General features: G+C 62.5%; 25 protein-coding genes. All 25 read left to right on the top strand.

The genetic code is table 11. From position 1 onward, the window contains the following. Positions 1-12: 12 nt before the first annotated feature. The 25 genes from AC05QJ_RS10515 to fliR all read left to right on the top strand — a co-directional run bounded on the left by AC05QJ_RS10515 (position 13) and on the right by fliR (position 22340). Positions 13-867 carry a flagellin domain-containing protein gene (locus AC05QJ_RS10515; RefSeq protein WP_042124605.1) on the top strand — a complete coding sequence of 285 codons (855 nt, stop codon included), beginning with the start codon at positions 13-15 and terminating at the stop codon, positions 865-867. 67 nt (positions 868-934) lie between these two features. Next, the gene (locus AC05QJ_RS10520; protein ID WP_476746794.1) at positions 935-1300 is read left to right on the top strand and encodes a flagellar protein FlaG; all 366 of its coding nucleotides are present in this window, start codon (positions 935-937) and stop codon (positions 1298-1300) included. 80 nt (positions 1301-1380) lie between these two features. Then, on the top strand, positions 1381-2781 hold the full coding sequence (fliD, locus tag AC05QJ_RS10525) for a flagellar filament capping protein FliD (protein WP_476746795.1): 1401 nt from the start codon (positions 1381-1383) through the stop codon (positions 2779-2781). A 126-nt stretch (positions 2782-2907) separates the two neighbouring features. Further along, positions 2908-3291 carry a flagellar export chaperone FliS gene (gene fliS, locus AC05QJ_RS10530; RefSeq protein WP_476746796.1) on the top strand — a complete coding sequence of 128 codons (384 nt, stop codon included), beginning with the start codon at positions 2908-2910 and terminating at the stop codon, positions 3289-3291. A gap of 22 nt (positions 3292-3313) precedes the next feature. Then, entirely contained in the window at positions 3314-3610 is a 297-nt protein-coding gene (gene fliT, locus AC05QJ_RS10535) for a flagellar protein FliT (RefSeq protein WP_476746797.1), read from the top strand. Positions 3611-3781: 171 nt separating this feature from the next. After that, complete coding sequence (gene fleQ / locus AC05QJ_RS10540) at positions 3782-5257, top strand: transcriptional regulator FleQ (protein WP_476746798.1); 1476 nt, start codon at positions 3782-3784, stop codon at positions 5255-5257. Positions 5258-5460: 203 nt separating this feature from the next. Next, positions 5461-6666 (top strand): sensor histidine kinase, encoded by a 1206-nt coding sequence (locus AC05QJ_RS10545; protein ID WP_476746799.1) that lies wholly within the window; start codon positions 5461-5463, stop codon positions 6664-6666. After that, the gene (locus AC05QJ_RS10550) at positions 6663-8054 is read left to right on the top strand and encodes a sigma-54-dependent transcriptional regulator (protein ID WP_476746800.1); all 1392 of its coding nucleotides are present in this window, start codon (positions 6663-6665) and stop codon (positions 8052-8054) included. Before AC05QJ_RS10545 ends, AC05QJ_RS10550 begins: the two co-directional genes overlap by 4 nt. Before the next feature lie 117 nt (positions 8055-8171). Continuing rightward, complete coding sequence (gene fliE, locus AC05QJ_RS10555; protein ID WP_476746801.1) at positions 8172-8498, top strand: flagellar hook-basal body complex protein FliE; 327 nt, start codon at positions 8172-8174, stop codon at positions 8496-8498. Between the two features lie 16 nt (positions 8499-8514). Next, positions 8515-10299 (top strand): flagellar basal-body MS-ring/collar protein FliF, encoded by a 1785-nt coding sequence (fliF, locus tag AC05QJ_RS10560; RefSeq protein WP_476746802.1) that lies wholly within the window; start codon positions 8515-8517, stop codon positions 10297-10299. Beyond that, entirely contained in the window at positions 10292-11311 is a 1020-nt protein-coding gene (gene fliG, locus AC05QJ_RS10565; protein WP_476746803.1) for a flagellar motor switch protein FliG, read from the top strand. The genes fliF and fliG overlap by 8 nt, the downstream gene beginning before the upstream one ends. Before the next feature lie 125 nt (positions 11312-11436). Next, on the top strand, positions 11437-12234 hold the full coding sequence (gene fliH, locus AC05QJ_RS10570) for a flagellar assembly protein FliH (protein ID WP_476746804.1): 798 nt from the start codon (positions 11437-11439) through the stop codon (positions 12232-12234). Beyond that, positions 12224-13582: a flagellar protein export ATPase FliI gene (fliI, locus tag AC05QJ_RS10575; RefSeq protein WP_476746805.1), complete on the top strand. Its 1359-nt coding sequence runs from the start codon at positions 12224-12226 to the stop codon at positions 13580-13582. The genes fliH and fliI overlap by 11 nt, the downstream gene beginning before the upstream one ends. Positions 13583-13588: 6 nt before the next feature. Continuing rightward, complete coding sequence (gene fliJ, locus AC05QJ_RS10580) at positions 13589-14041, top strand: flagellar export protein FliJ (RefSeq protein WP_476746806.1); 453 nt, start codon at positions 13589-13591, stop codon at positions 14039-14041. Between the two features lie 95 nt (positions 14042-14136). Then, complete coding sequence (locus tag AC05QJ_RS10585; RefSeq protein ID WP_476746807.1) at positions 14137-14442, top strand: STAS domain-containing protein; 306 nt, start codon at positions 14137-14139, stop codon at positions 14440-14442. A gap of 8 nt (positions 14443-14450) precedes the next feature. Beyond that, complete coding sequence (locus AC05QJ_RS10590; RefSeq protein WP_476746808.1) at positions 14451-16154, top strand: SpoIIE family protein phosphatase; 1704 nt, start codon at positions 14451-14453, stop codon at positions 16152-16154. Between the two features lie 27 nt (positions 16155-16181). Then, positions 16182-16529, top strand: a complete 348-nt coding sequence (locus AC05QJ_RS10595) for an Hpt domain-containing protein (RefSeq protein ID WP_476746809.1) — start codon at positions 16182-16184, stop codon at positions 16527-16529. A 97-nt stretch (positions 16530-16626) separates the two neighbouring features. After that, positions 16627-17925, top strand: coding sequence for a flagellar hook-length control protein FliK (locus tag AC05QJ_RS10600; RefSeq protein WP_476746810.1), 1299 nt, complete (start codon positions 16627-16629; stop codon positions 17923-17925). Positions 17926-18054: 129 nt separating this feature from the next. Then, positions 18055-18561 carry a flagellar basal body-associated protein FliL gene (fliL, locus tag AC05QJ_RS10605; protein WP_476746811.1) on the top strand — a complete coding sequence of 169 codons (507 nt, stop codon included), beginning with the start codon at positions 18055-18057 and terminating at the stop codon, positions 18559-18561. A 9-nt stretch (positions 18562-18570) separates the two neighbouring features. After that, a complete protein-coding gene (gene fliM / locus AC05QJ_RS10610) occupies positions 18571-19539 on the top strand; it encodes a flagellar motor switch protein FliM (RefSeq protein WP_476746813.1) in 969 nt (322 codons plus the stop codon). Positions 19540-19585: 46 nt separating this feature from the next. Beyond that, a complete protein-coding gene (fliN, locus tag AC05QJ_RS10615; protein ID WP_476746814.1) occupies positions 19586-20056 on the top strand; it encodes a flagellar motor switch protein FliN in 471 nt (156 codons plus the stop codon). Continuing rightward, positions 20057-20518 carry a flagellar biosynthetic protein FliO gene (gene fliO / locus AC05QJ_RS10620; RefSeq protein ID WP_476746815.1) on the top strand — a complete coding sequence of 154 codons (462 nt, stop codon included), beginning with the start codon at positions 20057-20059 and terminating at the stop codon, positions 20516-20518. It begins immediately after the preceding gene. Further along, positions 20518-21270 (top strand): flagellar type III secretion system pore protein FliP, encoded by a 753-nt coding sequence (fliP, locus tag AC05QJ_RS10625; protein WP_476746816.1) that lies wholly within the window; start codon positions 20518-20520, stop codon positions 21268-21270. The genes fliO and fliP overlap by 1 nt, the downstream gene beginning before the upstream one ends. A gap of 16 nt (positions 21271-21286) precedes the next feature. Further along, positions 21287-21556 carry a flagellar biosynthesis protein FliQ gene (gene fliQ, locus AC05QJ_RS10630; protein ID WP_400172261.1) on the top strand — a complete coding sequence of 90 codons (270 nt, stop codon included), beginning with the start codon at positions 21287-21289 and terminating at the stop codon, positions 21554-21556. A 7-nt stretch (positions 21557-21563) separates the two neighbouring features. Next, the gene (gene fliR, locus AC05QJ_RS10635; protein ID WP_476746817.1) at positions 21564-22340 is read left to right on the top strand and encodes a flagellar biosynthetic protein FliR; all 777 of its coding nucleotides are present in this window, start codon (positions 21564-21566) and stop codon (positions 22338-22340) included.

The raw sequence follows: 22340 nt of genomic DNA on the forward strand, positions 1-22340 counted from the left end.
GAGGAATTCGTCATGGCTTTAACCGTAAACACCAACACTACTTCGCTGGGCGTGCAGAAGAACCTGAACAAAGCTTCCGACGCGCTGAGCAACTCGATGACCCGTCTGTCGTCCGGCCTGCGCATCAACAGCGCCAAGGATGACGCCGCTGGCCAGCAGATCGCCAACAAGCTGCAGACCATGGTTACCGGTACCACCGTTGCCATCAAGAACGCCAACGACGGTAACTCGATCACCCAGACCGCTGAAGGCGCTCTGTCGGAAATCACCAACATCCTGCAGCGTATGCGTGAGCTGGCTCTGCAAGCGCGTAACGACTCCAACGGCACCACTGAACGTGCGGCGCTGAACAAGGAATTCGCGGCCAAGTCCGACGAAATCACCCGTATCGCCACCTCCACCACCTACGGCACCAGCAAGCAACTGCTGAACGGTTCCGCTGGCACCATGGAGTTCCAGGTCGGTGCGATGACCGGCACCAGCCAGATCCTGAGCGTTTCGATGACCTCCAGCTTCGCGGCGACCGCCCTGGCTGTTGGTACCGGCGCCCTGGCGATCTCCGGTACTTCGGACTCCGCAGTCCACACCGCTGTTGACGGCGCGATCACCGCGATCGACGCTGCACTGCAGAAAGTTGACGACAAGAAGTCGGAGCTGGGTGCTATCCAGAACCGCTTCCAGAGCACCATCAACAACCTGCAGAGCATGAACGAGAACTCGGCTTCGGCTCTGGGTCGCGTTCAGGACACCGACTTCGCCGCAGAAACCGCTCAGCTGACCAAGCAGCAAACCCTGCAGCAAGCGTCCACCGCAGTTCTGGCCCAGGCCAACCAACTGCCATCCGCTGTACTGAAACTGCTTCAGTAATAGCTACGATGAAAAGCGAGGGGATGCACGCGCATTCCCTCGCTTTTTACTTTGGAGGTGACAGGCGATGGACATGAGCGTCAGATTGAACTCGTCTTACCCGGCTCCGGCGGCAGCTGCGGCCCAGCAGGAAAAAACCGCTGAACAGGGTGCGTCCGACAAGGTGTTCGACAAGCCGAAACTTTCGGCTGTTGCAGATGAGCAGGACAACAGCGCCGAGCTGCAGACGGCGGTGAAGGCATTACAGGATTTCGTCCAGTCGTTGCAGCGCAACCTGGAGTTTTCCCTGGACGATTCCACCGGAACGGTGGTCGTCAAGGTGATCGCCCGTGACAGCGGCGAGGTGATTCGGCAGATCCCTTCCGAAACCGCGCTGGAACTGGCCAAAAGCATGAAAGACGTCAATAGCCTGCTTTTCGACGAGAAAGTCTGAAAGCGGTACGGATTTTGATGCATTTCCGTTTCAGCACGGAAATGGTCAAGCGTTTGGCGTGAACCAAAAAGGAGAGAAAAATGGCAAGTCCAATTCTACCGTCCCTGGGCCTTGGCAGCGGGCTCGATACCACTGCGATCGTCGAGGCTTTGGTTAACGCCGAAAAAACGCCCAAGCAAAACCAGATCGACCGGCAGACCAAGGTCAACACGGCATCGATCTCGGCCATTGGCAGCCTGAAAAGCGCACTGGCTACCTACAAGACCGCGCTGGAGAAGCTCGGTAGCACCACCACGCCGCAGTTCATCGGCTACGCAGCAACCACTGGCGACGAAAAGATCGTCAAGGCCACGGCGGGCTCTACTGCGGTTGCCGGTAGCTACTCCGTCGAAGTGACCAAGCTGGCTACCGCGTCCAAGGTGGCCAGTCAGCGTTTTGCCGACAGCAGCGCGGCGATTGGCGAAGGCACCCTGCAGATTTCGCAGAATGGCACCACCTACGACGTCAAGATCGAAGCGGGCGCCACCCTGCAGTCGGTGCGTGACTCCATCAACGCTGCGGTCAACACCAAAGGCATCAGTGCCAACATCATCAACGATGGCACCGGTTCGCGACTGGTTCTGACCTCGACCACCACCGGCAAGCTCTCCGACATTTCCGTCGGTGGCGACATCCCCGAGCTGGAGATCAGCGGTACCACCAAGATGGCCGGGACGGCGGCGGGTTACATCAGCGATCTGGCCGGCGATGCCGAATACAAGGTTGACGGCATGAGCCTCACCAGCAAGTCGAACAAGATCGACAGCGCGGTGAGCGGCCTGACCCTGGAGCTGGTGGCCGAGGGCAAATCGACGGTCACTGTAGCGACCAACACCGATGGCCTGAAGAAATCCGTCCAGAGCTTCGTGGATGCCTACAACGCGCTGGTGACCACCATCAACAGCCTGAGCCAGACCCCGAAGAATGCCGACGGTACCCTGGGTACTGCGCCGGCCCTGGCGGGCGACTCGCTGGCGCGCGGCATGCTCACTGCATTGCGCACGGAGCTGACGGTGCCGAGCACGGGTGGCAATGGTCAGTTGCAGGTACTGTCCCAGTTGGGCATCAATACCTCGCAGAGCACCGGTCTGCTGGAGCTGGATAGCACCAAGTTTACCGCTGCGATCGATACCCAGAAGCTGGGTGGCCAGATTGCCAGCCTGTTCACCGGTGAAGACGGCATGGCCAGTCGCATGAACAAGGCGATGGAGGTCTATACCCAGGCTGATGGCTTGTTGGCCGACCGGTCGAAGATTCTTGAAACCAACAAGAAGAATCTGTCGCTCCAGCAGTCCAACCTCGATTCCCGGATCACTGCATTGACCGCTTCTCTGACCAAGAAATACAACACCATGGACACCCTGGTGGGTCAGTTGAATTCCCAGCGCGACAGCATCACGTCGATCTTCGAAGCCATGAACGCCCAGGCCAAGAACTCCTGATTCCGGCTTGACGCCAAAAGCCCGGCACTGCTTTTGCAGCGTGTCGGGCTTTTTACATCTTCCTTTAAAGTTTTTTGACGCAGGGCCGATAGCCCGGTCATAGAGCAATTGTGTTGAGGTACGGACATGAATCCAATGTTGGCCCTTCGGCAGTATCAGAAAATCAGCGCGCAGGCACAGACCTCCGAAGCCAGTCCGCACCGCCTGGTGCAGATGTTGATGGAAGGCGGCCTCGATCGTATCGCCCAGGCGAAAGGCTCGCTGGAACGCAAGGACATCGCCGGCAAGGGCATCGCCATCGGCAAGGCCATCGGCATCGTCGGCGGTCTGCGCGAGGGCCTGGACCGGGACAACATGACCCCGGAACTGGAGCGCCTTGATGCGCTCTACCTGTACATGACCCGGCGCCTGACCGATGCCAACTTCAAGAGCGATATCGCTGCGCTCGACGAAGTGACCGAATTGTTGACCACCGTCAAGGAAGGCTGGGACGCGGTCGCCCCACAATAACCAGTTGCAATGAGGTGTCGTGATGAGTGCTGTGCTCAAACGAATCGAGGAAACCCGTGACGCGCTGGTCGGTGCATTGGCCAAGCGAGACTGGGAAGCGGTGGGTGAGCTGGATCAGGCTTGCCGCGCCTGCATGGATGAAGTGATGAGCGCAGAGCAGATCGACGAAGAGGCGCTGCGGGACAACCTCAAGGATCTGTTGGGGGTGTATCGCCAGCTTATCGATGTAGCGACCGAGGAGCGTCAGTCGATTGCCGACGAGATGTCAAAGATCAAGCAGGCGCAACAGGCGTCGAAGGTATACCATCTGTACCGCTGACGAGTGAATCGAAAATCAGTTGCGCGCCATAAATTTGACTGTTGAACGTTTTTTGACTTAACTAGTGGCTGTTTTCTAATTTCAGACGTCGGAACACTGACCGTTCAGTCGGAATGATGTCGAGCATGCCCTCCGAAAGGGCCTCGAGTTGACTAGGGAAGTTGCTATTGCATGTGGCGTGAAACCAAAATTCTCCTGATCGATGACGATAGTGCTCGCCGCCATGAGCTGGCGGTAGTACTCAATTTTCTTGGGGAAGAAAATCTGCCTTGCTCGAGCCATGACTGGCAGCAGGTAGTCGAGTCGTTGTCGTCAAGTCGCGAAGTGCTTTGTGTTCTCCTCGGGACGGTAAATGCCCCGGCAAGTCTTTTGGGCTTGCTTAAGACAGTGGCTGCCTGGGATGAGTTCCTTCCGGTTCTGCTTCTGGGCGAAAATTCTTTGCCCGAGCTTCCCGAAGACCTGCGTCGCCGCGTGCTTTCCAGCCTGGAAATGCCGCCCAGCTACAGCAACCTGCTGGATTCGCTGCACCGTGCCCAGGTCTATCGCGAAATGTACGACCAGGCGCGTGAGCGTGGTCGTCAGCGCGAGCCCAACCTGTTCCGCAGCCTCGTGGGCACCAGCCGGGCGATCCAGCATGTCCGGCAGATGATGCAGCAGGTGGCGGATACCGATGCCAGCGTATTGATCCTGGGTGAGTCCGGAACGGGCAAGGAAGTGGTTGCGCGCAACCTTCACTACCATTCCAAGCGCCGGGAAGCGCCGTTCGTGCCGGTCAATTGTGGTGCGATCCCCGCCGAGCTGCTGGAAAGCGAGCTGTTCGGCCACGAGAAGGGTGCCTTTACCGGTGCCATCACCAGCCGAGCCGGCCGCTTCGAGCTGGCCAACGGCGGCACCCTGTTCCTCGACGAGATCGGCGACATGCCGTTGCCGATGCAGGTCAAGCTGTTGCGTGTGCTGCAGGAGCGGACCTTCGAACGGGTGGGCAGCAACAAGACCCAGAGCATCGATGTACGCATCATCGCTGCGACCCATAAGAACCTCGAAAGCATGATCGAGGTGGGATCGTTCCGTGAAGATCTGTACTACCGCCTCAACGTGTTTCCGATCGAAATGGCGCCGCTGCGCGAGCGGGTGGAAGACATTCCGCTGCTTATGAACGAGCTGATTTCGCGCATGGAACATGAAAAACGGGGTTCGATCCGTTTCAACTCTGCCTCGATCATGTCGCTGTGTCGCCACGGCTGGCCTGGCAACGTCCGCGAGCTGGCCAATCTGGTCGAGCGCATGGCGATCATGCACCCCTACGGTGTGATCGGTGTTGCCGAGCTTCCGAAGAAATTCCGCTACGTCGATGATGAAGACGAGCAGCTCGTCGACAGCCTGCGCTCCGATCTGGAAGAGCGGGTCGCCATCAACGGGCACGCGCCGAGTTTCCCTAGCAACGCCATGCTGCCGCCGGAAGGCCTGGACCTGAAGGACTACCTGGGTAGCCTGGAGCAGGGGCTCATCCAGCAGGCGCTGGACGACGCAAACGGTATCGTGGCGCGGGCTGCGGAACGCCTGCGGATCCGTCGCACCACGCTGGTGGAAAAAATGCGCAAGTACGGCATGAGCCGTCGCGAAGGAGACGAACAGGCGGAGGATTGACGCCTGTTGGTTTCCGGGCCTTTCGCCGCGCGCCCGGTGGTCGCGGCAAAACCCTTTCTGTTTATGAGGTGAATGCCCGGTACCACGGGCTTTGCCGCCAGCGGTGCGTCCGCTCGCCAATGACGGAAAAGTTTCCGGCATGGCTATTGCTATACCGCTCTCAAGATGCCGTTTTATGACGGTGAGCCATGCGAGAGTGCACGATGCCCCACGCCGCCATTACCTCCCCCCAGCCGCCCCGTCCGGATGCTGCCGAGCAGCAAAGCCGGGTCGGCCTGGAGCAGGCCTTTGCCCTGTTCGACCAGATGTCCACGCAGCTCAGCCAGTCCTACAACCTGCTCGAAGCCAGGGTGACCGAGCTCAAGGGCGAGCTTGAGGTGGTCAGCGCTCAGCGCATGGCCGAGCTGGCGGAAAAGGAGCGGCTGGCCAACCGCTTGCAGAACCTGCTGGATCTGCTGCCGGGCGGTGTCATCGTGATCGACGGCCAGGGCAATGTGCGCGAGGCCAATCCGGCCGCCTGCGAGCTGCTTGGCGAACCCCTGGTGGGTGAGCTGTGGCGTCAGGTGATTGCCCGCAGCTTCGCGCCGCGGGAAGACGATGGCCACGAAATTTCACTGCGCGATGGTCGCCGCCTGTCCATCGCCACCCGTTCCCTCGATGCCGAGCCAGGCCAGCTGGTACTGCTCACCGACCTGACCGAGACCCGCCACCTGCAGGACCAGCTCGCCCGTCATGAGCGCCTGTCTACCCTGGGGAGAATGGTGGCGTCCCTGGCTCATCAGATCCGCACGCCGCTGTCGGCAGCCCTGTTGTACGCCAGTCATCTCGCCGAACAGGACCTGCCTCTGGAGACCCGCCAGCGTTTTGCAGGCAATCTCAAGGAGCGCCTGCACGAACTGGAGCATCAGGTCCGGGACATGCTGGTATTCGCCCGTGGCGAGTTGCCGCTGACCGATCGGCTTACGCCCAAGGCGCTGTTCCAGGCCCTGCAGCAGGCGGCCCAGGTTCAGGTGCAGGGGCACAGCGTGCGCTGGCAGTGCGACAGCCACCTGGGTGAATTGCTGTGCAATCGCGACACCCTGGTGGGGGCGATGCTCAACCTGGTGGAGAATGCCTTGCAGGCCAGCGAAGGCGAGGCCCGCCTCAAGGTGCACCTGTATCGTCGTGGTGCCTGGTTGCGGCTGTGCGTCAGCGATGCCGGTGCCGGCATCGACGGTGAATTGCTGCAACGTCTGGGGGAGCCGTTCCTGACAACCAAGGCCACCGGTACCGGTCTTGGTCTTGCGGTGGTGAAGGCGATCGCCCGTGCGCACCAGGGCGAGTTGCACCTGCGCTCGCGCAAGGGGCGGGGAACCTGCGCCATGGTTGTCCTGCCGTTGATCGGCGCGCTGTCGGAGGCCTCGGCATGAGCAGAATAAAGGTGCTGCTGGTCGAGGATGATCGCTCCTTGCGTCAGGCACTGGGTGACACCCTGGAGCTGGGCGGTTTCACCTATTGCGCGGTGGGGTCTGCCGAGGAAGCGCTGGAAGCGGTGGCCGTCGAGGTCTTCGGCCTGGTGGTCAGCGACGTCAACATGCCCGGCATGGATGGCCATCAGTTGCTCGCCCGCCTGCGCACCGTCCAACCGCAGTTGCCGGTGTTGTTGATGACGGCCCACGCGGCTGTGGAGCGTGCGGTGGATGCCATGCGCCAGGGCGCGGTGGATTATCTGGTCAAGCCCTTCGAGCCCCGCGCCTTGCTGGATCTGGTCGCCCGCCATGCGCTGGGTGTCACCGGCAGCGCCGACAGCGAGGGGCCGGTGGCGTGCGAGCCGGCCAGTGCGCAACTGCTGGAGCTGGCGGCGCGGGTGGCGCGAAGCGACTCCACGGTGCTGATTTCCGGCGAGTCGGGAACCGGCAAGGAGGTGCTGGCGCGTTACATCCATCAACAGTCACCGCGGGCCGGTCAGCCGTTCGTGGCGATCAACTGCGCGGCGATTCCCGACAACATGCTCGAAGCCACGTTGTTCGGCCATGAAAAGGGCGCGTTCACCGGCGCCATCGCCGCGCAGGCCGGCAAGTTCGAGCAGGCCGACGGCGGCACGCTGCTGCTCGACGAGATTTCCGAAATGCCCATGGCGCTGCAGGCCAAGTTGCTGCGGGTTTTGCAGGAGCGGGAAGTGGAGCGGGTAGGCGGGCGCAAACCGATTGCGCTGGATATCCGCGTGGTCGCCACGACCAATCGCGATCTGGCTGGCGAGGTGGCGGCAGGGCGATTCCGCGAAGACCTGTTCTATCGCCTGTCGGTCTTCCCGTTGGCCTGGCGCCCGCTCAGAGAACGGAGCGCCGATATTCTGCCATTGGCCGAGCGTCTGCTACTGCGCCACGTCAATAAAATGAAGCACGCGCCGGTCAGGCTCTCAGAGGAGGCTCGTGCCTGCCTGCAGGCGTATCCGTGGCCGGGCAACGTTCGCGAACTGGACAATGCCATCCAGCGGGCCCTGATCCTGCAGCAGGGTGGCACGATCGCCGCAGCGGACTTTTGCCTGGCCGGCGTGCTGCCGGCTCTGGCGCCTCGCCCGCTGGCGCCGCCGGCCCCGCAGGCGGTGGTCGAAACCGCCGATGCAGGCGGGCTTGGCGACGACTTGCGTCGCCATGAATTCCAGATGATCATCGACACCCTTCGCGCCGAGCGCGGGCGCCGCAAAGAGGCCGCGGAGCGTCTGGGCATCAGTCCACGCACCTTGCGCTACAAATTGGCGCAGATGCGCGATGCCGGCATGGATATCGAGGCAAGCCTATACGCCACGGGGCTTTGAGGGTATTGCGCAAGGGTTTCGCGAGGGGCGCAGGCGTAGCTGGCACTCTTGTTGCTAAGTCCTGTTCATCCGCTGGGTGAGTGTCAAAAAAATGCGGGTCGTCGGAGAGAGAAGTCCATGAGCCAAGGTGTTGAATTCAATCGATTGATGCTGGACATGCGGGCCATGCAAATGGAAGCCATGTCCACGCCGAAGGCTGTCCAGGCGCCCGAACTGGGGCAGAGCAACTTCGCCGACATGCTTGGGCAGGCCATCAACAAGGTCAACGACACCCAGCAGGCTTCCACTCAACTGGCCAACGCGTTCGAGATCGGCAAGAGCGGTGTCGACCTGACCGATGTGATGATCGCGTCGCAGAAAGCCAGTGTCTCGTTCCAGGCGCTGACTCAGGTTCGCAACAAGCTGGTCCAGGCGTATCAAGACATCATGCAGATGCCGGTTTAAGGGCGGGATTTGATTCATGGCCGATGCAGTCGTCGATAACGTGCCCGCCAAGGGCAGCCCGCCAGCGCCCAAACCGCCGCTGTTTGGCCTGTCGTTCCTGGAAAACATTTCGCAGATGCCCATGCTGCGTCAGATCGGCCTGCTGGTCGGCCTGGCTGCCAGCGTGGCCATCGGCTTCGCTGTGGTCCTGTGGTCGCAGCAGCCCGATTACCGTCCGCTTTACGGCAGCCTCAGCGGCATGGACACCAAGCAGGTCATGGAAACCCTCGCTGCCGCCGACATTCCCTATAACGTCGAACCCAACTCCGGCGCCTTGCTGGTCAAGGCGGACGACGTTTCCCGCGCGCGCCTGAAACTTGCCGCCGCCGGGGTTGCACCGAGCGACGGCAACGTCGGTTTCGAAATTCTCGACAAGGAGCAGGGCCTCGGTACCAGCCAGTTCATGGAAGCCACGCGCTACCGTCGCGGCCTCGAAGGCGAACTCGCCCGCACCGTCTCCAGCCTGAACAACGTCAAGGCTGCCCGGGTCCACCTGGCAATTCCGAAAAGTTCGGTGTTCGTGCGCGACGAACGCAAGCCAAGCGCTTCGGTACTCGTCGAGCTCTATCCGGGACGCGGCCTGGAGCCGGGCCAGGTCATGGCCATCGTCAACCTGGTTGCGACCAGTGTGCCGGAACTGGACAAATCCCAGGTCACCGTGGTCGACCAGAAGGGCAACCTGCTCTCCGATCAATTGCAGAACAGTGAGCTCACCGTTGCCGGCAAGCAGTTCGACTACAGCCGTCGCATGGAAGGACTGCTGACCCAGCGCGTGCACAATATCCTGCAGCCGGTGCTGGGCAACGACCGCTACAAGGCCGAAGTCTCTGCCGACGTCGATTTCAGTGCGGTGGAATCCACCTCCGAGCAGTTCAACCCCGATCAGCCGGCCCTGCGCAGCGAGCAGTCGGTCAATGAACAGCGCTCCAGCAGCTCCGGCCCTCAGGGTGTTCCGGGTGCGCTGAGCAACCAGCCGCCAGGTCCGGCCTCGGCGCCGCAGACCACCGGTGGTGGCGCTGCGGGTGCGGCAGCTGCGATCCAGCCTGGACAGCCGCTGCTCGATGCCAATGGCCAGCAGGTCATGGACCCGGCTACCGGCCAGCCGATGCTCGCGCCCTATCCGGCAGACAAGCGTCAGCAATCCACCAAGAACTTCGAGCTGGACCGCTCCATCAGCCATACCCGTCAGCAGCAGGGGCGTCTGACCCGTCTGTCGGTCGCGGTAGTGGTGGATGACCAGGTCAAGATCGATCCGGCCAACGGCAATACCAGCACGGTGCCTTGGAGTGCCGAGGATCTGGCGCGCTTCACCCGTCTGGTCCAGGATGCCGTAGGCTTCGATGCCAGCCGCGGTGACAGTGTCAGTGTGATCAACGTGCCGTTCGCCGCCGATCGTGGCGAAGCGATCGCCGAGATTCCGTTCTACTCGCAGCCCTGGTTCTGGGACATCGTCAAGCAAGTGCTCGGCGTGCTGTTCATCCTGGTGCTGGTATTCGGGGTCCTGCGTCCGGTGCTCAACAACATCACCGGCAACGGCAAGCAGTCGTCGGGTAGCGACAGCGACATGGAACTGGGCGGCATGATGGGTCTGGATGGCGAACTCGCCAACGACCGCGTGAGCCTGGGTGGTCCGCAAAGCATCCTCTTGCCTAGTCCGAGCGAGGGCTACGATGCCCAGCTCAACGCTATCAAGAGTCTGGTGGCAGAAGACCCGGGTCGCGTGGCCCAGGTCGTGAAAGAGTGGATCAACGCCGATGAGTGACAATCGAGCCATGACAGCCAAACTCACCCGTGTCGACAAGGCGGCGATCCTTCTGCTGTCGCTGGGTGAGACCGATGCCGCACAGGTATTGCGGCACATGGGGCCGAAAGAGGTCCAGCGCGTTGGCGTGGCCATGGCGCAGATGGGCAACGTCCATCGCGAACAGGTCGAGCAGGTCATGAGCGAGTTCGTCGAGATCGTCGGCGACCAGACCAGCCTGGGCGTCGGCTCCGACGGCTACATCCGCAAGATGCTCACCCAGGCCCTGGGCGAGGACAAGGCCAACGGCCTGATCGACCGGATTCTCCTGGGCGGCAACACCAGCGGCCTGGACAGCCTCAAGTGGATGGAGCCACGTGCCGTGGCCGACGTCATCCGTTACGAACACCCGCAGATCCAGGCGATCGTCGTGGCTTACCTCGATCCCGACCAGGCCGGCGAGGTGCTGGGCAACTTCGACCACAAGGTGCGCCTGGACATCATCCTGCGCGTCTCGTCGCTCAATACCGTGCAACCGGCGGCGCTCAAGGAACTGAACCAGATCCTCGAAAAGCAGTTCTCCGGCAACTCCAATGCCGCGCGTACCACTCTGGGCGGTATCAAGCGCGCCGCCGACATCATGAACTTCCTCGACAGTTCGGTCGAAGGCCAGCTCATGGATGCCATCCGCGACATCGACGGCGATCTCTCCGAGCAGATCGAAGACCTCATGTTCGTCTTCAACAACCTGGCGGACGTCGACGATCGCGGCATCCAGGCGCTGCTGCGGGAAGTGTCCTCCGATGTGCTGGTGGTCTCGCTCAAGGGGGCGGACGAGAAGGTCAAGGAAAAGATTTTCAAGAACATGTCCAAGCGTGCCTCGGAGCTGCTGCGCGACGACCTGGAGGCCAAGGGCCCGGTGCGTGTCAGCGACGTCGAGACGGCGCAGAAGGAAATCCTCACCATCGCCCGCCGCATGGCCGAAGCCGGCGAAATCGTGCTGGGCGGCAAGGGTGCCGAAGAGATGATCTGATCCGTCGTCGCCGGCCCGCTCCGTGTCTCCACGGAACCCGGCCGGCGATGCTGGGGTCTTCCGGGTAGCGCCCGCCACCTGCAAAGGCCGATCATCCGCAAACCGACTTTCGAGCGCATGGAATCATGTCGACCAACGAGCATTTGAGTGAACTGATCCGCGCCCGCGATCTCGAGGGGTTCGATCGCTGGGCGCTGCCCAGCTTCGATCCCGAGCCCGAGCCGCAACCAGAGCCCGAGCCTGCGCCGGAACTGACCGAGGAAGTCGAGGAAGTGCCGCTGGAGGAAGTCCAGCCGCTGACCCTCGAAGAACTCGAGAGCATCCGTCAGGAGGCCTACAACGAAGGCTTCGCCACCGGCGAGCGCGAGGGTTTCCACAGCACCCAGCTCAAGGTCCGCCAGGAAGCCGAGGTGGCGCTCAATGCCCGGCTGGAAAGCCTGGAGCAACTGATGGGGCACTTGCTCGACCCGATTGCCGAGCAGGACGCGCAGATCGAAAAGCAACTGGTGCACCTGGTCAGCCATATCGCCCGGGAAGTGATCGGCCGCGAACTGCGCACCGATTCGAGCCAGATCACCCATGTCCTGCGCGAAGCCCTCAAGCTGCTGCCGATGGGCGCCGAGAACATCCGCATCCATGTCAACCCGCAGGATTTCGCCCTGGCCAAGGCCTTGCGCGAGCGTCATGAAGAGAACTGGCGTCTGCTCGAGGATGACAGCCTGCAACCCGGGGGCTGCTGGATCGAAACGGCCCACAGCCGCATCGACGCCACCGTTGAAACCCGTATCGAAAAAGCCATGAAGCAATTGTTCGATCAGTTGCACGATCAAGGGCTGCACCCGGCAGCCGCTGATCTGCATATCGAGCTGCAAGACAAGGTGAGCGCCCCCGAGCAAGAAACGGAAACCAGCGATGCGCCTTGACCGGACCAGTTTCGGCAAGCGTCTGGGAACCTATGCCGAAGCCATCAGCCTGCCGACCCAGCCCGTCGTCGAAGGGCGCCTGTTGCGGATGGTCGGCCTGACCCTTGAAGCGGAGGGCTTGCGTGCTGCGGTCGGCAGCCGTTGCCTGGTCATCAACGATGACAGCTATCACCCGGTGGAAGTCGAGGCCGAAGTCATGGGCTTTGCCGGCGGCAAGGTGTTTCTGATGCCGGTGGGCAGCGTGGCGGGCATCGCCCCTGGCGCCCGTGTGGTGCCACTGGACGACAGCGGGCGCCTGCCCATGGGCATGAGCATGCTTGGCCGGGTGCTGGACGGCGCCGGTCGCGCTCTCGACGGCAAGGGCGGGATGAAGGCCGAGGACTGGGTGCCGATGGACGGTCCGACCATCAACCCGCTCAATCGCGACCCCATTCACGTGCCGCTGGATGTCGGCATTCGCAGCATCAATGGCCTGCTCACCGTGGGTCGCGGCCAGCGGCTCGGCCTGTTCGCCGGTACTGGCGTGGGCAAGAGTGTGCTGCTGGGCATGATGACCCGCTTTACCGAAGCCGACATCATCGTCGTTGGCCTGATCGGCGAGCGGGGTCGCGAGGTGAAGGAATTCATCGAGCACATCCTCGGCACCGAGGGCCTCAAGCGCTCGGTGGTGGTGGCGTCGCCTGCGGACGATGCGCCGCTGATGCGGCTGCGCGCGGCGATGTACTGCACGCGGATCGCCGAATACTTCCGCGACAAGGGCAAGAACGTCCTGTTGCTCATGGACTCCCTGACCCGTTTTGCCCAGGCGCAGCGGGAAATCGCCCTGGCCATCGGCGAACCACCGGCGACCAAGGGGTATCCGCCGTCGGTGTTCGCCAAGCTGCCCAAGCTTGTGGAGCGGGCCGGTAACGGCGAGGCGGGCGGTGGCTCGATCACCGCGTTCTACACTGTGCTGTCCGAAGGCGACGACCAGCAGGATCCGATCGCCGACTCGGCGCGAGGCGTGCTCGATGGCCACATCGTGCTGTCGCGGCGGCTGGCCGAGGAGGGGCATTATCCGGCCATCGACATCGAAGCTTCCATCAGCCGGGTCATGCCGCAAGTGGTGACGCCCGAGCAGATGACGCAGGCGCAGCAGTTCAAGCAGCTGTGGTCGCGTCTTTCGCAGAGCCGTGACCTGATCAGCGTCGGCGCCTACGTCGCCGGAGGTGACAAGGAAACTGACCTTGCGATCTCGCTGCAGCCCAAGCTCGTGCATTTCCTGCGCCAGGGACTCAATGAGAACGTGGGGCTGACCCAGAGCCGCGAGCACCTGGCGAGCGTCTTCACGCCCTTGGCGGCGGGCTGATAGGTCATGGCCCAGCCCAGTCGCGCTGCTCGCCTGGCCCCGGTGGTGGAGATGGCCGAGGACGCCGAGCGCAAGGCAGCCCAGCGTCTGGGGCACTTCCAGCAACAGGTCAGCCTGGCGCAGGCCAAGCTGGCTGAGCTTGACCAGTTCCGTTCCGATTACCAGCAACAGTGGATGCAGCGCGGCGGGCAGGGCGTGAGTGGCAAGTGGCTGGTGGGGTTTCACCGCTTTCTGGGCCAGCTCGACACCGCCGTCGCCCAGCAGCACCAGAGCCTGACCTGGCACCAGAACAACCTCAACAGCGCCCGTACCACCTGGCAGGAGGCTTACGCGCGCGTCGAAGGGTTGCGCAAGCTGGTCCAGCGCTATATCGAGGAAGCCCGCCTGATCGAGGACAAGCGCGAGCAGAAGCTGCTCGACGAACTGTCTCAGCGCCTGCCCCGGCACGACCGTTTCTGAGGGGCTGGCGTTGGTCGGTGCGGGTTGCCCGGCCGACCGACCACTGCTAAACCTTTAGATGTCCACGCCAGGCCATCTTCGAAGGAAGCGCAAACATGGCTGTTGAGTCCGATTTTTCTCAGGAAGGGAAAGAGCTGACGATCCGCGTCAAGGGTCGTTTCGATTTCGGCAAGCATCAGGAGTTTCGCGACTCCTACGAGCGTCAGGTGCACCGGCCCGATGCCGTGGTGGTCGACCTGATGGACACCACGTACCTGGACAGTTCCGCGTTGGGCATGTTGCTGCTGTTGCGTGACTATGCCGGCGGAGAAGAAGCGGATGTTCGAGTGATCAACGCCAATTCCGATGTGCGCAAGATTCTCGCGATCTCCAATTTCGACAAGCTGTTCGTCATAGCTTGAATTCGCTCATGAACGACGCTCGGCCGCTCACTGTCCTCATCGCCGAAGACGGTGCGACCGATCGTCTCCTGCTGGCCACCATCGTTCGCAAACAAGGGCATCGGGTCATCACCGCCGAGAACGGTGAGCTGGCGGTGGCGCTGTTCGCCGAAGAGCGGCCGCAACTGGTGCTGCTCGATGCGGTCATGCCGGTGATGGATGGTTTCGAGGCCGCCCGGCGCATCAAGCGCCTGGCAGGTGAGGCCCTGGTGCCGATCATCTTCCTGACCTCGCTGACCGAAGACGAGGCGCTGGTACGTTGCCTGGAGGCGGGCGGCGACGATTTTCTGGCCAAGCCCTACAGTCCGGCGGTGCTGGCAGCCAAGATCAAGGCGATGGATCGCCTGCGGCGTCTGCAGGCTACGGTGCTGGAGCAGCGCGACCAGATCGCCCGGCATCACGATCATCTGCTCAACGAACAGCGGGTGGCCAAGGCCGTTTTCGATCAGGTGGCCCATGGTGGCTGCCTGAGCGCGCCGAACATTCGCTACCTGCAATCGCCCTACGCCCTGTTCAATGGCGATCTGCTGCTGGCGGCGTTCACGCCCACCGGCGAAATGCACGTGCTGCTGGGAGATTTCACCGGCCACGGGTTGCCGGCCGCCGTCGGGGCCATGCCGCTGGCCGAAGTGTTCTATGGCATGACGGCCAAGGGGTACGGCCTGGCCGAAACCCTGCGGGAAATGAATGCCAAGCTCAAACGCATCCTGCCGGTGGACATGTTCTGCTGTGCACTGCTGCTCAACCTGAGTTTCGAGCGGCGCGTGGTCGAAGTGTGGAATGGCGGAATGCCTGACGGCTATCTGTTGCCGGTTGCCGGCGGCGAGCCGATTCCCATGGTGTCGCGGCATTTGCCGCTGGGCGTACTGCCGCCGGAGCGCTTCGACGGGCATACCGACGTCTTGCCGCTGGCGCTGGGCGACCGCCTGTTCCTGCTGTCCGATGGTGTGGTGGATACCTGTAGCGAGCACGAGCAACTGTTCGGTGTCGAGCGGTTGCAGCAGGTCTTTGCCGACAGCCGGCAACCCGGGCACCTGTTCGAGGATGTGCTGCAGGCACTGGAGCGGTTTCGTGGGCGGGCGCGGGATGATGTCAGCATGCTTGAAATCACCGTGGTGCCGCCTGAGCGGTTGGTACCGCCACCGGTAGTGTATTCCGACAGCGGGCAGTCGAGCCCGCTGGATTGGTCGCTGTCGTTCGAATTTCGGGCCCAGACGCTCAAGCGTTTCAACCCGCTGCCTTGCCTGATGCAGCTCCTTCAGGAAATCCATGGGCTCAGGGTGCAGAGCGGGGCGTTGCACAGCGTGCTCAACGAGCTGTATTCCAATGCCCTGGAGCACGGTGTGCTGGGCCTGGACTCGGCACTTAAGCGTGACGCGCAAGGCTTTGCCAGTTATTACGAAGAGCGTAACCGGCGGCTGGAAGCCCTGAACCACGGCTATATCCGTCTGCTGCTGAAGGTCGAGCCCCGCGAGGGCGGAGGGCGTCTGGTCATCGAAGTCGAAGACAGCGGCGCCGGTTTCGACCTGAGCAAGGTGCAGTGCCAGCCGGGTGTTGAACAACGGCTGTGTGGTCGTGGTCTGAATCTTGTGAAAGGGTTGAGCCGGCAGGCTGAATGGACAGACGGCGGGCGCCGCGCATGCGTGGAGTTTGCCTGGGACGCTCTGGCATAATCCAGGGCTTGATCAAGGAGTGAACAAGTGTCCGATACGCATGTTGACCGCAAGGTGTTGAGCGATCTCCAGGATGTCATGGAGGATGGCTACATCAAGTTGCTGGAAACCTTCCTGGCCGATTCGGAGGAACGTCTGCGGCAGCTCTTTTCCGCGCGCAATGCCGAAGAGCTGGGACAGGCCGCGCACAGCTTCAAGGGCAGCGCCAGCAATATGGGCGCCCATCAACTGGCCGAGCTGTGCCGCCAGCTGGAAGAGCAGGTTCACAGCCAGGCGCTGTTCGGCATCGAACATCTGATCAACCAGATCCGTCGCGAATTCGGTGAAGTGCGTCAGGTCTTTCGCGAAGAGTGCCAGCGCGTGCGGGTCAGTTGAGCGAGGCGCCGGTCTTGCCGTGGGAGCAAAACTGGCGCGACTTTTGCGTAGGCTTCGCTATTCGTGTTGACGAGCTTCTGTAGCGGAGACCTTTTTCATGCCCGTCGCTTCAAATCCATTGCTGCAAACCGGTACTGCCAGCAAGGCTGCGCGTGCCCAGAACAGCACCCTGGACAAGGCCCAGCAAAGCCTCAACGACAAGGGTTCCGACTTTTCCCAGGTCTATGCGCAGCACACCCGGGACAAGCCCGACGGCAAGATCGAAGCGCCGGTGCGCGACAGGGGCGGCGTTGACAAGCCGGCGGCAAATTACGGCAAGGCGGACAAGGACGCTGCCGGCAAGGTTGCCGATGGTGGCAATAAATTGCCTGATGACCCGGATGCCAAGGCCCAGAGTGCCGACCAGGCCGATGCGACCGACCCGGCCAGCGACGATCCCAAATCGCTGGACGCCAACCTGGTCGCCGGTCAGTTGACCGACGCCCCGCAGGGCGCACAACTGCTGCAGGCCCAGGCCGAAACCGTTGCGCCGGTACTTCAGGCTGCCACCCAGCAACCTGTGCCTGCCGCGGTGACGACGGAGGAAGGGCCGTTCGATCCGGAGGGTGATCCATTGGCCGAGCTGCCGGTGCTGCGATTGGCGCTTGAGCAGAATGCCCAGGCGCAGGGCACCACGTCGACCCACGCCAAAGGCAACACGCCAACCGATGCCGCCGCCGGGCAGCAGCCGGCCGTCAATACGCTGGCGCAGATGGTCGAGTCGGCAGACGCCGATGCCGGCCAGTCCGAAGGCGGCGAAAAAGCTTTCGCCAACCTGATCGACGACGGCCTCAAGGACCTCAAGGGGGCCAGCAGCGATACCCGCGTCGACGATTTCGCCAATCGCCTCGCCTCCCTGACCCAGGCCGCCACGCCGAAGACCGCCAATGCCGTGGCGCCCGCGCCCTTGCATCAGCCGCTGGCGATGAATCAGAGCGGCTGGACCGAGGGGCTGGTGAACCGGGTCATGTACCTGTCCAGCCAGAACCTCAAGTCTGCCGACATCCAGCTCGAGCCCAAGGAACTCGGGCGCCTGGACATCAAGGTGAACATGGCCGTCGATCAGGCGGCGCAGATCACCTTCACCAGTGGCCACGCCGGTGTGCGTGATGCGCTCGAGGGCCAGGTCCATCGTCTGCGCGAGATGTTCAGCCAGCAAGGCCTGGCGCAACCGGACGTCAACGTCGCTGACCAGTCCCGCCAGCAGCAGGGCGGCAACCAGGACGACACACCGAAGATGAGTGGCGTCGCTGCCCGGCGCAACGCCGAGGTGGCCGATGGTACTGTCGCTGCCGCTACCGACGCGGTGGAAACGCAAACGGTGATCGGCTCCAGCACCGTCGATTACGTGGTCTGAACCACGCCCGCACCGTCGCCCGCTTCGAGCGGGCGGCGGTTCCCGGAACCTTCGCCTGAATCTGGCATAACACTTGCTCGACCACTCGCCATAGTGGAACAAACCTCCTGTGAGTGACGGATTATTGGCATGGCGAAAAGCGAAGCAGTGAAAGACCCCGCCGCAAAAGGCAAACTCAAGCTGATCCTGCTGTTGGTGCTGGCCCTGTTGCTGGCCATTGGCTTGTCGGTGGGTGCAACCTGGTTCTTCCTGCACAAGTCGGACAGCAAGCCGGAGGTCGATCCGGCTGCCGCGGCCGCAGCGGCCAACGTCAAGCAGCCGGCCATCTACGAGTCCATGTCGCCGGCGTTCGTGGTCAACTTCAACCAGAACGGCCGTCAGCGCTACATGCAGGTGAGCATCACAATGCAGGCCCGTGACCAGGCCTCGCTGGACGCCCTGAAAGTGCACATGCCGGTGATCCGCAACAACCTGGTGATGCTCTTCTCGGGCCAGTCGTTCGAATCCCTGGCAACGCCGGTGGGTCAGGAGATGCTGCGCCAGAAAGCGACCGCCAGCGTCCAGGAAGTGGCACAGAAGGAAGTCGGCAAGCTGGTCGTGGACCAACTGCTGTTCACCAATTTCGTATTGCAGTAGGAGCCGAAGATGGCCGTGCAGGACCTGCTGTCCCAGGATGAGATCGATGCCCTCTTGCACGGGGTCGACGACGGCCTGGTGCAAACCGAATCCAGTGCCGAGCCCGGCAGTGTCAAGAGTTACGACCTGACCAGCCAGGACCGGATCGTCCGTGGTCGCATGCCGACCCTGGAAATGATCAACGAGCGCTTCGCCCGTTACACCCGCGTCAGCATGTTCAACCTGTTGCGTCGCTCGGCTGACGTGGCGGTGGGCGGGGTGCAGGTAATGAAGTTCGGCGAGTACGTGCATTCGCTGTATGTTCCCACCAGCCTCAACTTGGTGAAGATCAAGCCGCTGCGTGGCACCTCGCTGTTCATCCTCGACGCCAAGCTGGTGTTCAAGCTGGTGGACAATTTCTTCGGCGGCGATGGCCGTCACGCCAAGATCGAAGGGCGCGAGTTCACTCCGACCGAGCTGCGAGTGGTTCGCATGGTGCTGGATCAGGCCTTCGTCGATCTCAAGGAAGCGTGGCAGGCGATCATGCCGGTCAACTTCGAGTACATAAACTCCGAGGTCAACCCGGCCATGGCCAACATCGTCGGCCCCAGCGAAGCCGTGGTGGTCTCGACCTTCCATATCGAGCTCGACGGTGGTGGCGGCGACCTGCATGTGACCATGCCGTACTCGATGATCGAGCCGGTGCGGGAAATGCTCGATGCCGGTTTCCAGTCCGACCTGGACGACCAGGACGAGCGCTGGGTCAAGGCCCTGCGCGAAGACGTGCTGGACGTCAGCGTGCCGCTGAGCGCCACCGTGGCCCGCCGCCAGTTGAAGTTGCGCGACATCCTGCACATGCAGCCGGGCGACGTGATTCCGGTCGAGCTGCCCGAGGACCTGGTCGTGCGCGCCAATGGCGTACCGTCGTTCAAGGCCCGGCTGGGTTCGCACAAGGGCACCCTGGCCCTGCAGATCAAGGCACCGATCGAGCGGCGCTGAGCGCCCGACCTCTCATTAACCGAATTGATTGCCCGTCGAGGACAAGATGGCTAACGAAAACGATATTACTTCCCTGGAAGAACAGGCCCTGGCCGATGAGTGGGCGGCTGCCCTGAGCGAAACCGGTGATGCTGGCCAGGCTGATATCGACGCCCTGATGGCGGGTGACAGCGGTGCTTCCGGTGGCGGCGCCAGCCGTCTGCCGATGGAAGAGTTCGGCAGTTCGCCACGCCCTAACGACCAGGTCAGCCTGGATGGGCCGAACCTGGACGTGATCCTCGATATCCCGGTGAACATTTCCATGGAAGTGGGCAGCACCGAAATCAACATCCGCAACCTGCTGCAACTGAACCAGGGCTCGGTGATCGAACTGGATCGCCTGGCTGGCGAGCCGCTGGACGTGCTGGTCAACGGCACGCTGATCGCCCATGGCGAGGTGGTGGTGGTCAACGAGAAGTTCGGCATTCGCCTGACGGACGTGATCAGCCCGAGCGAACGCATCAAGAAGCTGCGCTGAGTGAAACGGCTCGTTTCCCTGGCGCTGGCGGCGCCTGTCCTGTTCTGGCAGTCGATCGCCGGGGCTGCGCAAGTCGGCGCCAGCCCGGCGGCCACGGTGGTGGCGCCGGCAACCTCTGGCAGCGTGGCGGGGCAATTGACCCAACTGGTCCTGGGCCTGTTGCTGGTGCTGGGGCTGATCTTCTTCCTCGCCTGGCTGCTGCGCCGGGTGCAGAACGCTGCGCCGGCTGCCAATCAGGTGATCCAGGTGGTCGGCAGTCGCCAGGTCGGTCCCCGTGACCGCCTGTTGCTGGTGCAGGTGGGCAACGAGCAGATCCTCGTCGGCCACACCCCTGGCAGCCTGACCACCCTGCATGTCATGGCCGAGCCTGTCACGGCGCCGGCCAATGCCCGGCCGGCCACACCGGAATTCGCCCAGCGCCTGATGGAGTTGCTGGGCAAGGATCAGAAGGACAAGCCGTAATGCCCGCCTTGCGAACCTTGTTGACGCTGCTGTTGCTGCTGGCGGCGCCGCTGGCCGTGGCGGCGGACCCGCTGTCGATTCCGGCCATCACCCTGTCCAACGGGGCGGATGGCCAGCAGGAGTATTCGGTCAGTCTGCAGATCCTGCTGATCATGACGGCGCTGAGCTTCATTCCGGCGTTCGTCATCCTGATGACCAGTTTCACCCGGATCATCATCGTCTTCTCGATCCTGCGCCAGGCCCTCGGTCTTCAGCAGACGCCTTCCAACCAGATCCTCATCGGCCTGGCGCTGTTCCTGACCCTGTTCATCATGGCCCCGGTATTCGACCGGGTGAATCGCGATGCCCTGCAGCCTTACCTGGCCGAGACCCTGACCGCGCAACAGGCCATCGACAAGGCTCAGGTACCGCTCAAGGACTTCATGCTGGCGCAGACCCGGCAGAGCGACCTCGACCTGTTCATGCGCCTGTCCAAGCGTACCGACATCGCCAGTCCCGACCAGGTGCCGCTGACCATCATGGTGCCGGCGTTCGTCACCTCGGAGCTCAAGACCGCGTTTCAGATCGGTTTCATGATCTTCATCCCGTTCCTGATCATCGACCTGGTGGTGGCCAGTGTGCTGATGGCGATGGGTATGATGATGCTGTCGCCGCTGATCATTTCGCTGCCGTTCAAGATCATGCTGTTCGTGCTGGTGGATGGCTGGGCACTGATCATCGGCACGCTGGCCGGCAGTTTCGGCGGCGTATAGCGCCGGGGAGAGAACCATGACACCTGAAGTCGCCGTAGACCTGTTCCGCGATGCCCTGTGGCTGACCACCCTGATGGTGGCCGTGCTGGTGGTGCCAAGCCTGCTGGTGGGCCTGCTGGTGGCGATGTTCCAGGCCGCCACCCAGATCAACGAACAGACCCTGAGCTTCCTGCCGCGCCTGCTGGTGATGCTGGTCACCCTGATCGTCGCCGGGCCCTGGCTGGTGCAGAAGTTCATGGAGTACATCCTGTCGTTGTACGGCAGCATCCCGCAGTTGATCGGCTGAGCGGGCGATGCTGGAACTGACGGACGCGCAGATATCCACCTGGGTGGCGACGTTCATGCTGCCGCTGTTCCGCGTGGCGGCCGTGCTCATGACCATGCCGGTGTTCGGCACGACCCTGATCCCGACCCGCGTACGCCTGTATTTCGCGGTTGCCATTACCGTGGTCATCGTGCCCGCCTTGCCGCCAATGCCCACGGTCCAGGCGCTGGACCTCAGTGCACTGCTGCTGATTGGCGAGCAGATCCTCATCGGAGCGCTGTTCGGCCTGGCCCTGCAGTTGCTGTTCCAGGCCTTCGTCATCGCCGGTCAGATCGTTGCGATCCAGATGGGCCTCGCGTTTGCCTCCATGGTCGACCCGGCCAACGGCGTCAACACCACGGTGATCAGCCAGTTCCTGACCATGCTGGTGACGTTGCTGTTCCTGTCCATGAACGGCCATCTGGTGGTATTCGAGGTGTTGACCGAGAGCTTCACCACGCTGCCGGTGGGCAGCGGGCTCATGGTCAATCATTTCTGGGACCTGGCCGGGCGTCTCGGCTGGGTAATGGGCTCGGCCCTGCTGCTGGTGCTGCCGGCCATCACCGCACTGCTGGTGATCAACATCGCCTTTGGCGTGATGACCCGCGCGGCGCCGCAGTTGAACATCTTTTCCATCGGTTTTCCCATGACCCTGGTACTGGGCATGGGGATTTTCTGGATCGGCCTGGCCGACATTCTTTCCCATTACCAGTCATTGGCGTCCGAAGCGCTGCAATGGCTGCGTGAACTGGCACGGGCGCGCTGA

Source organism: Pseudomonas sp. TUM25319 (assembly GCF_056388475.1).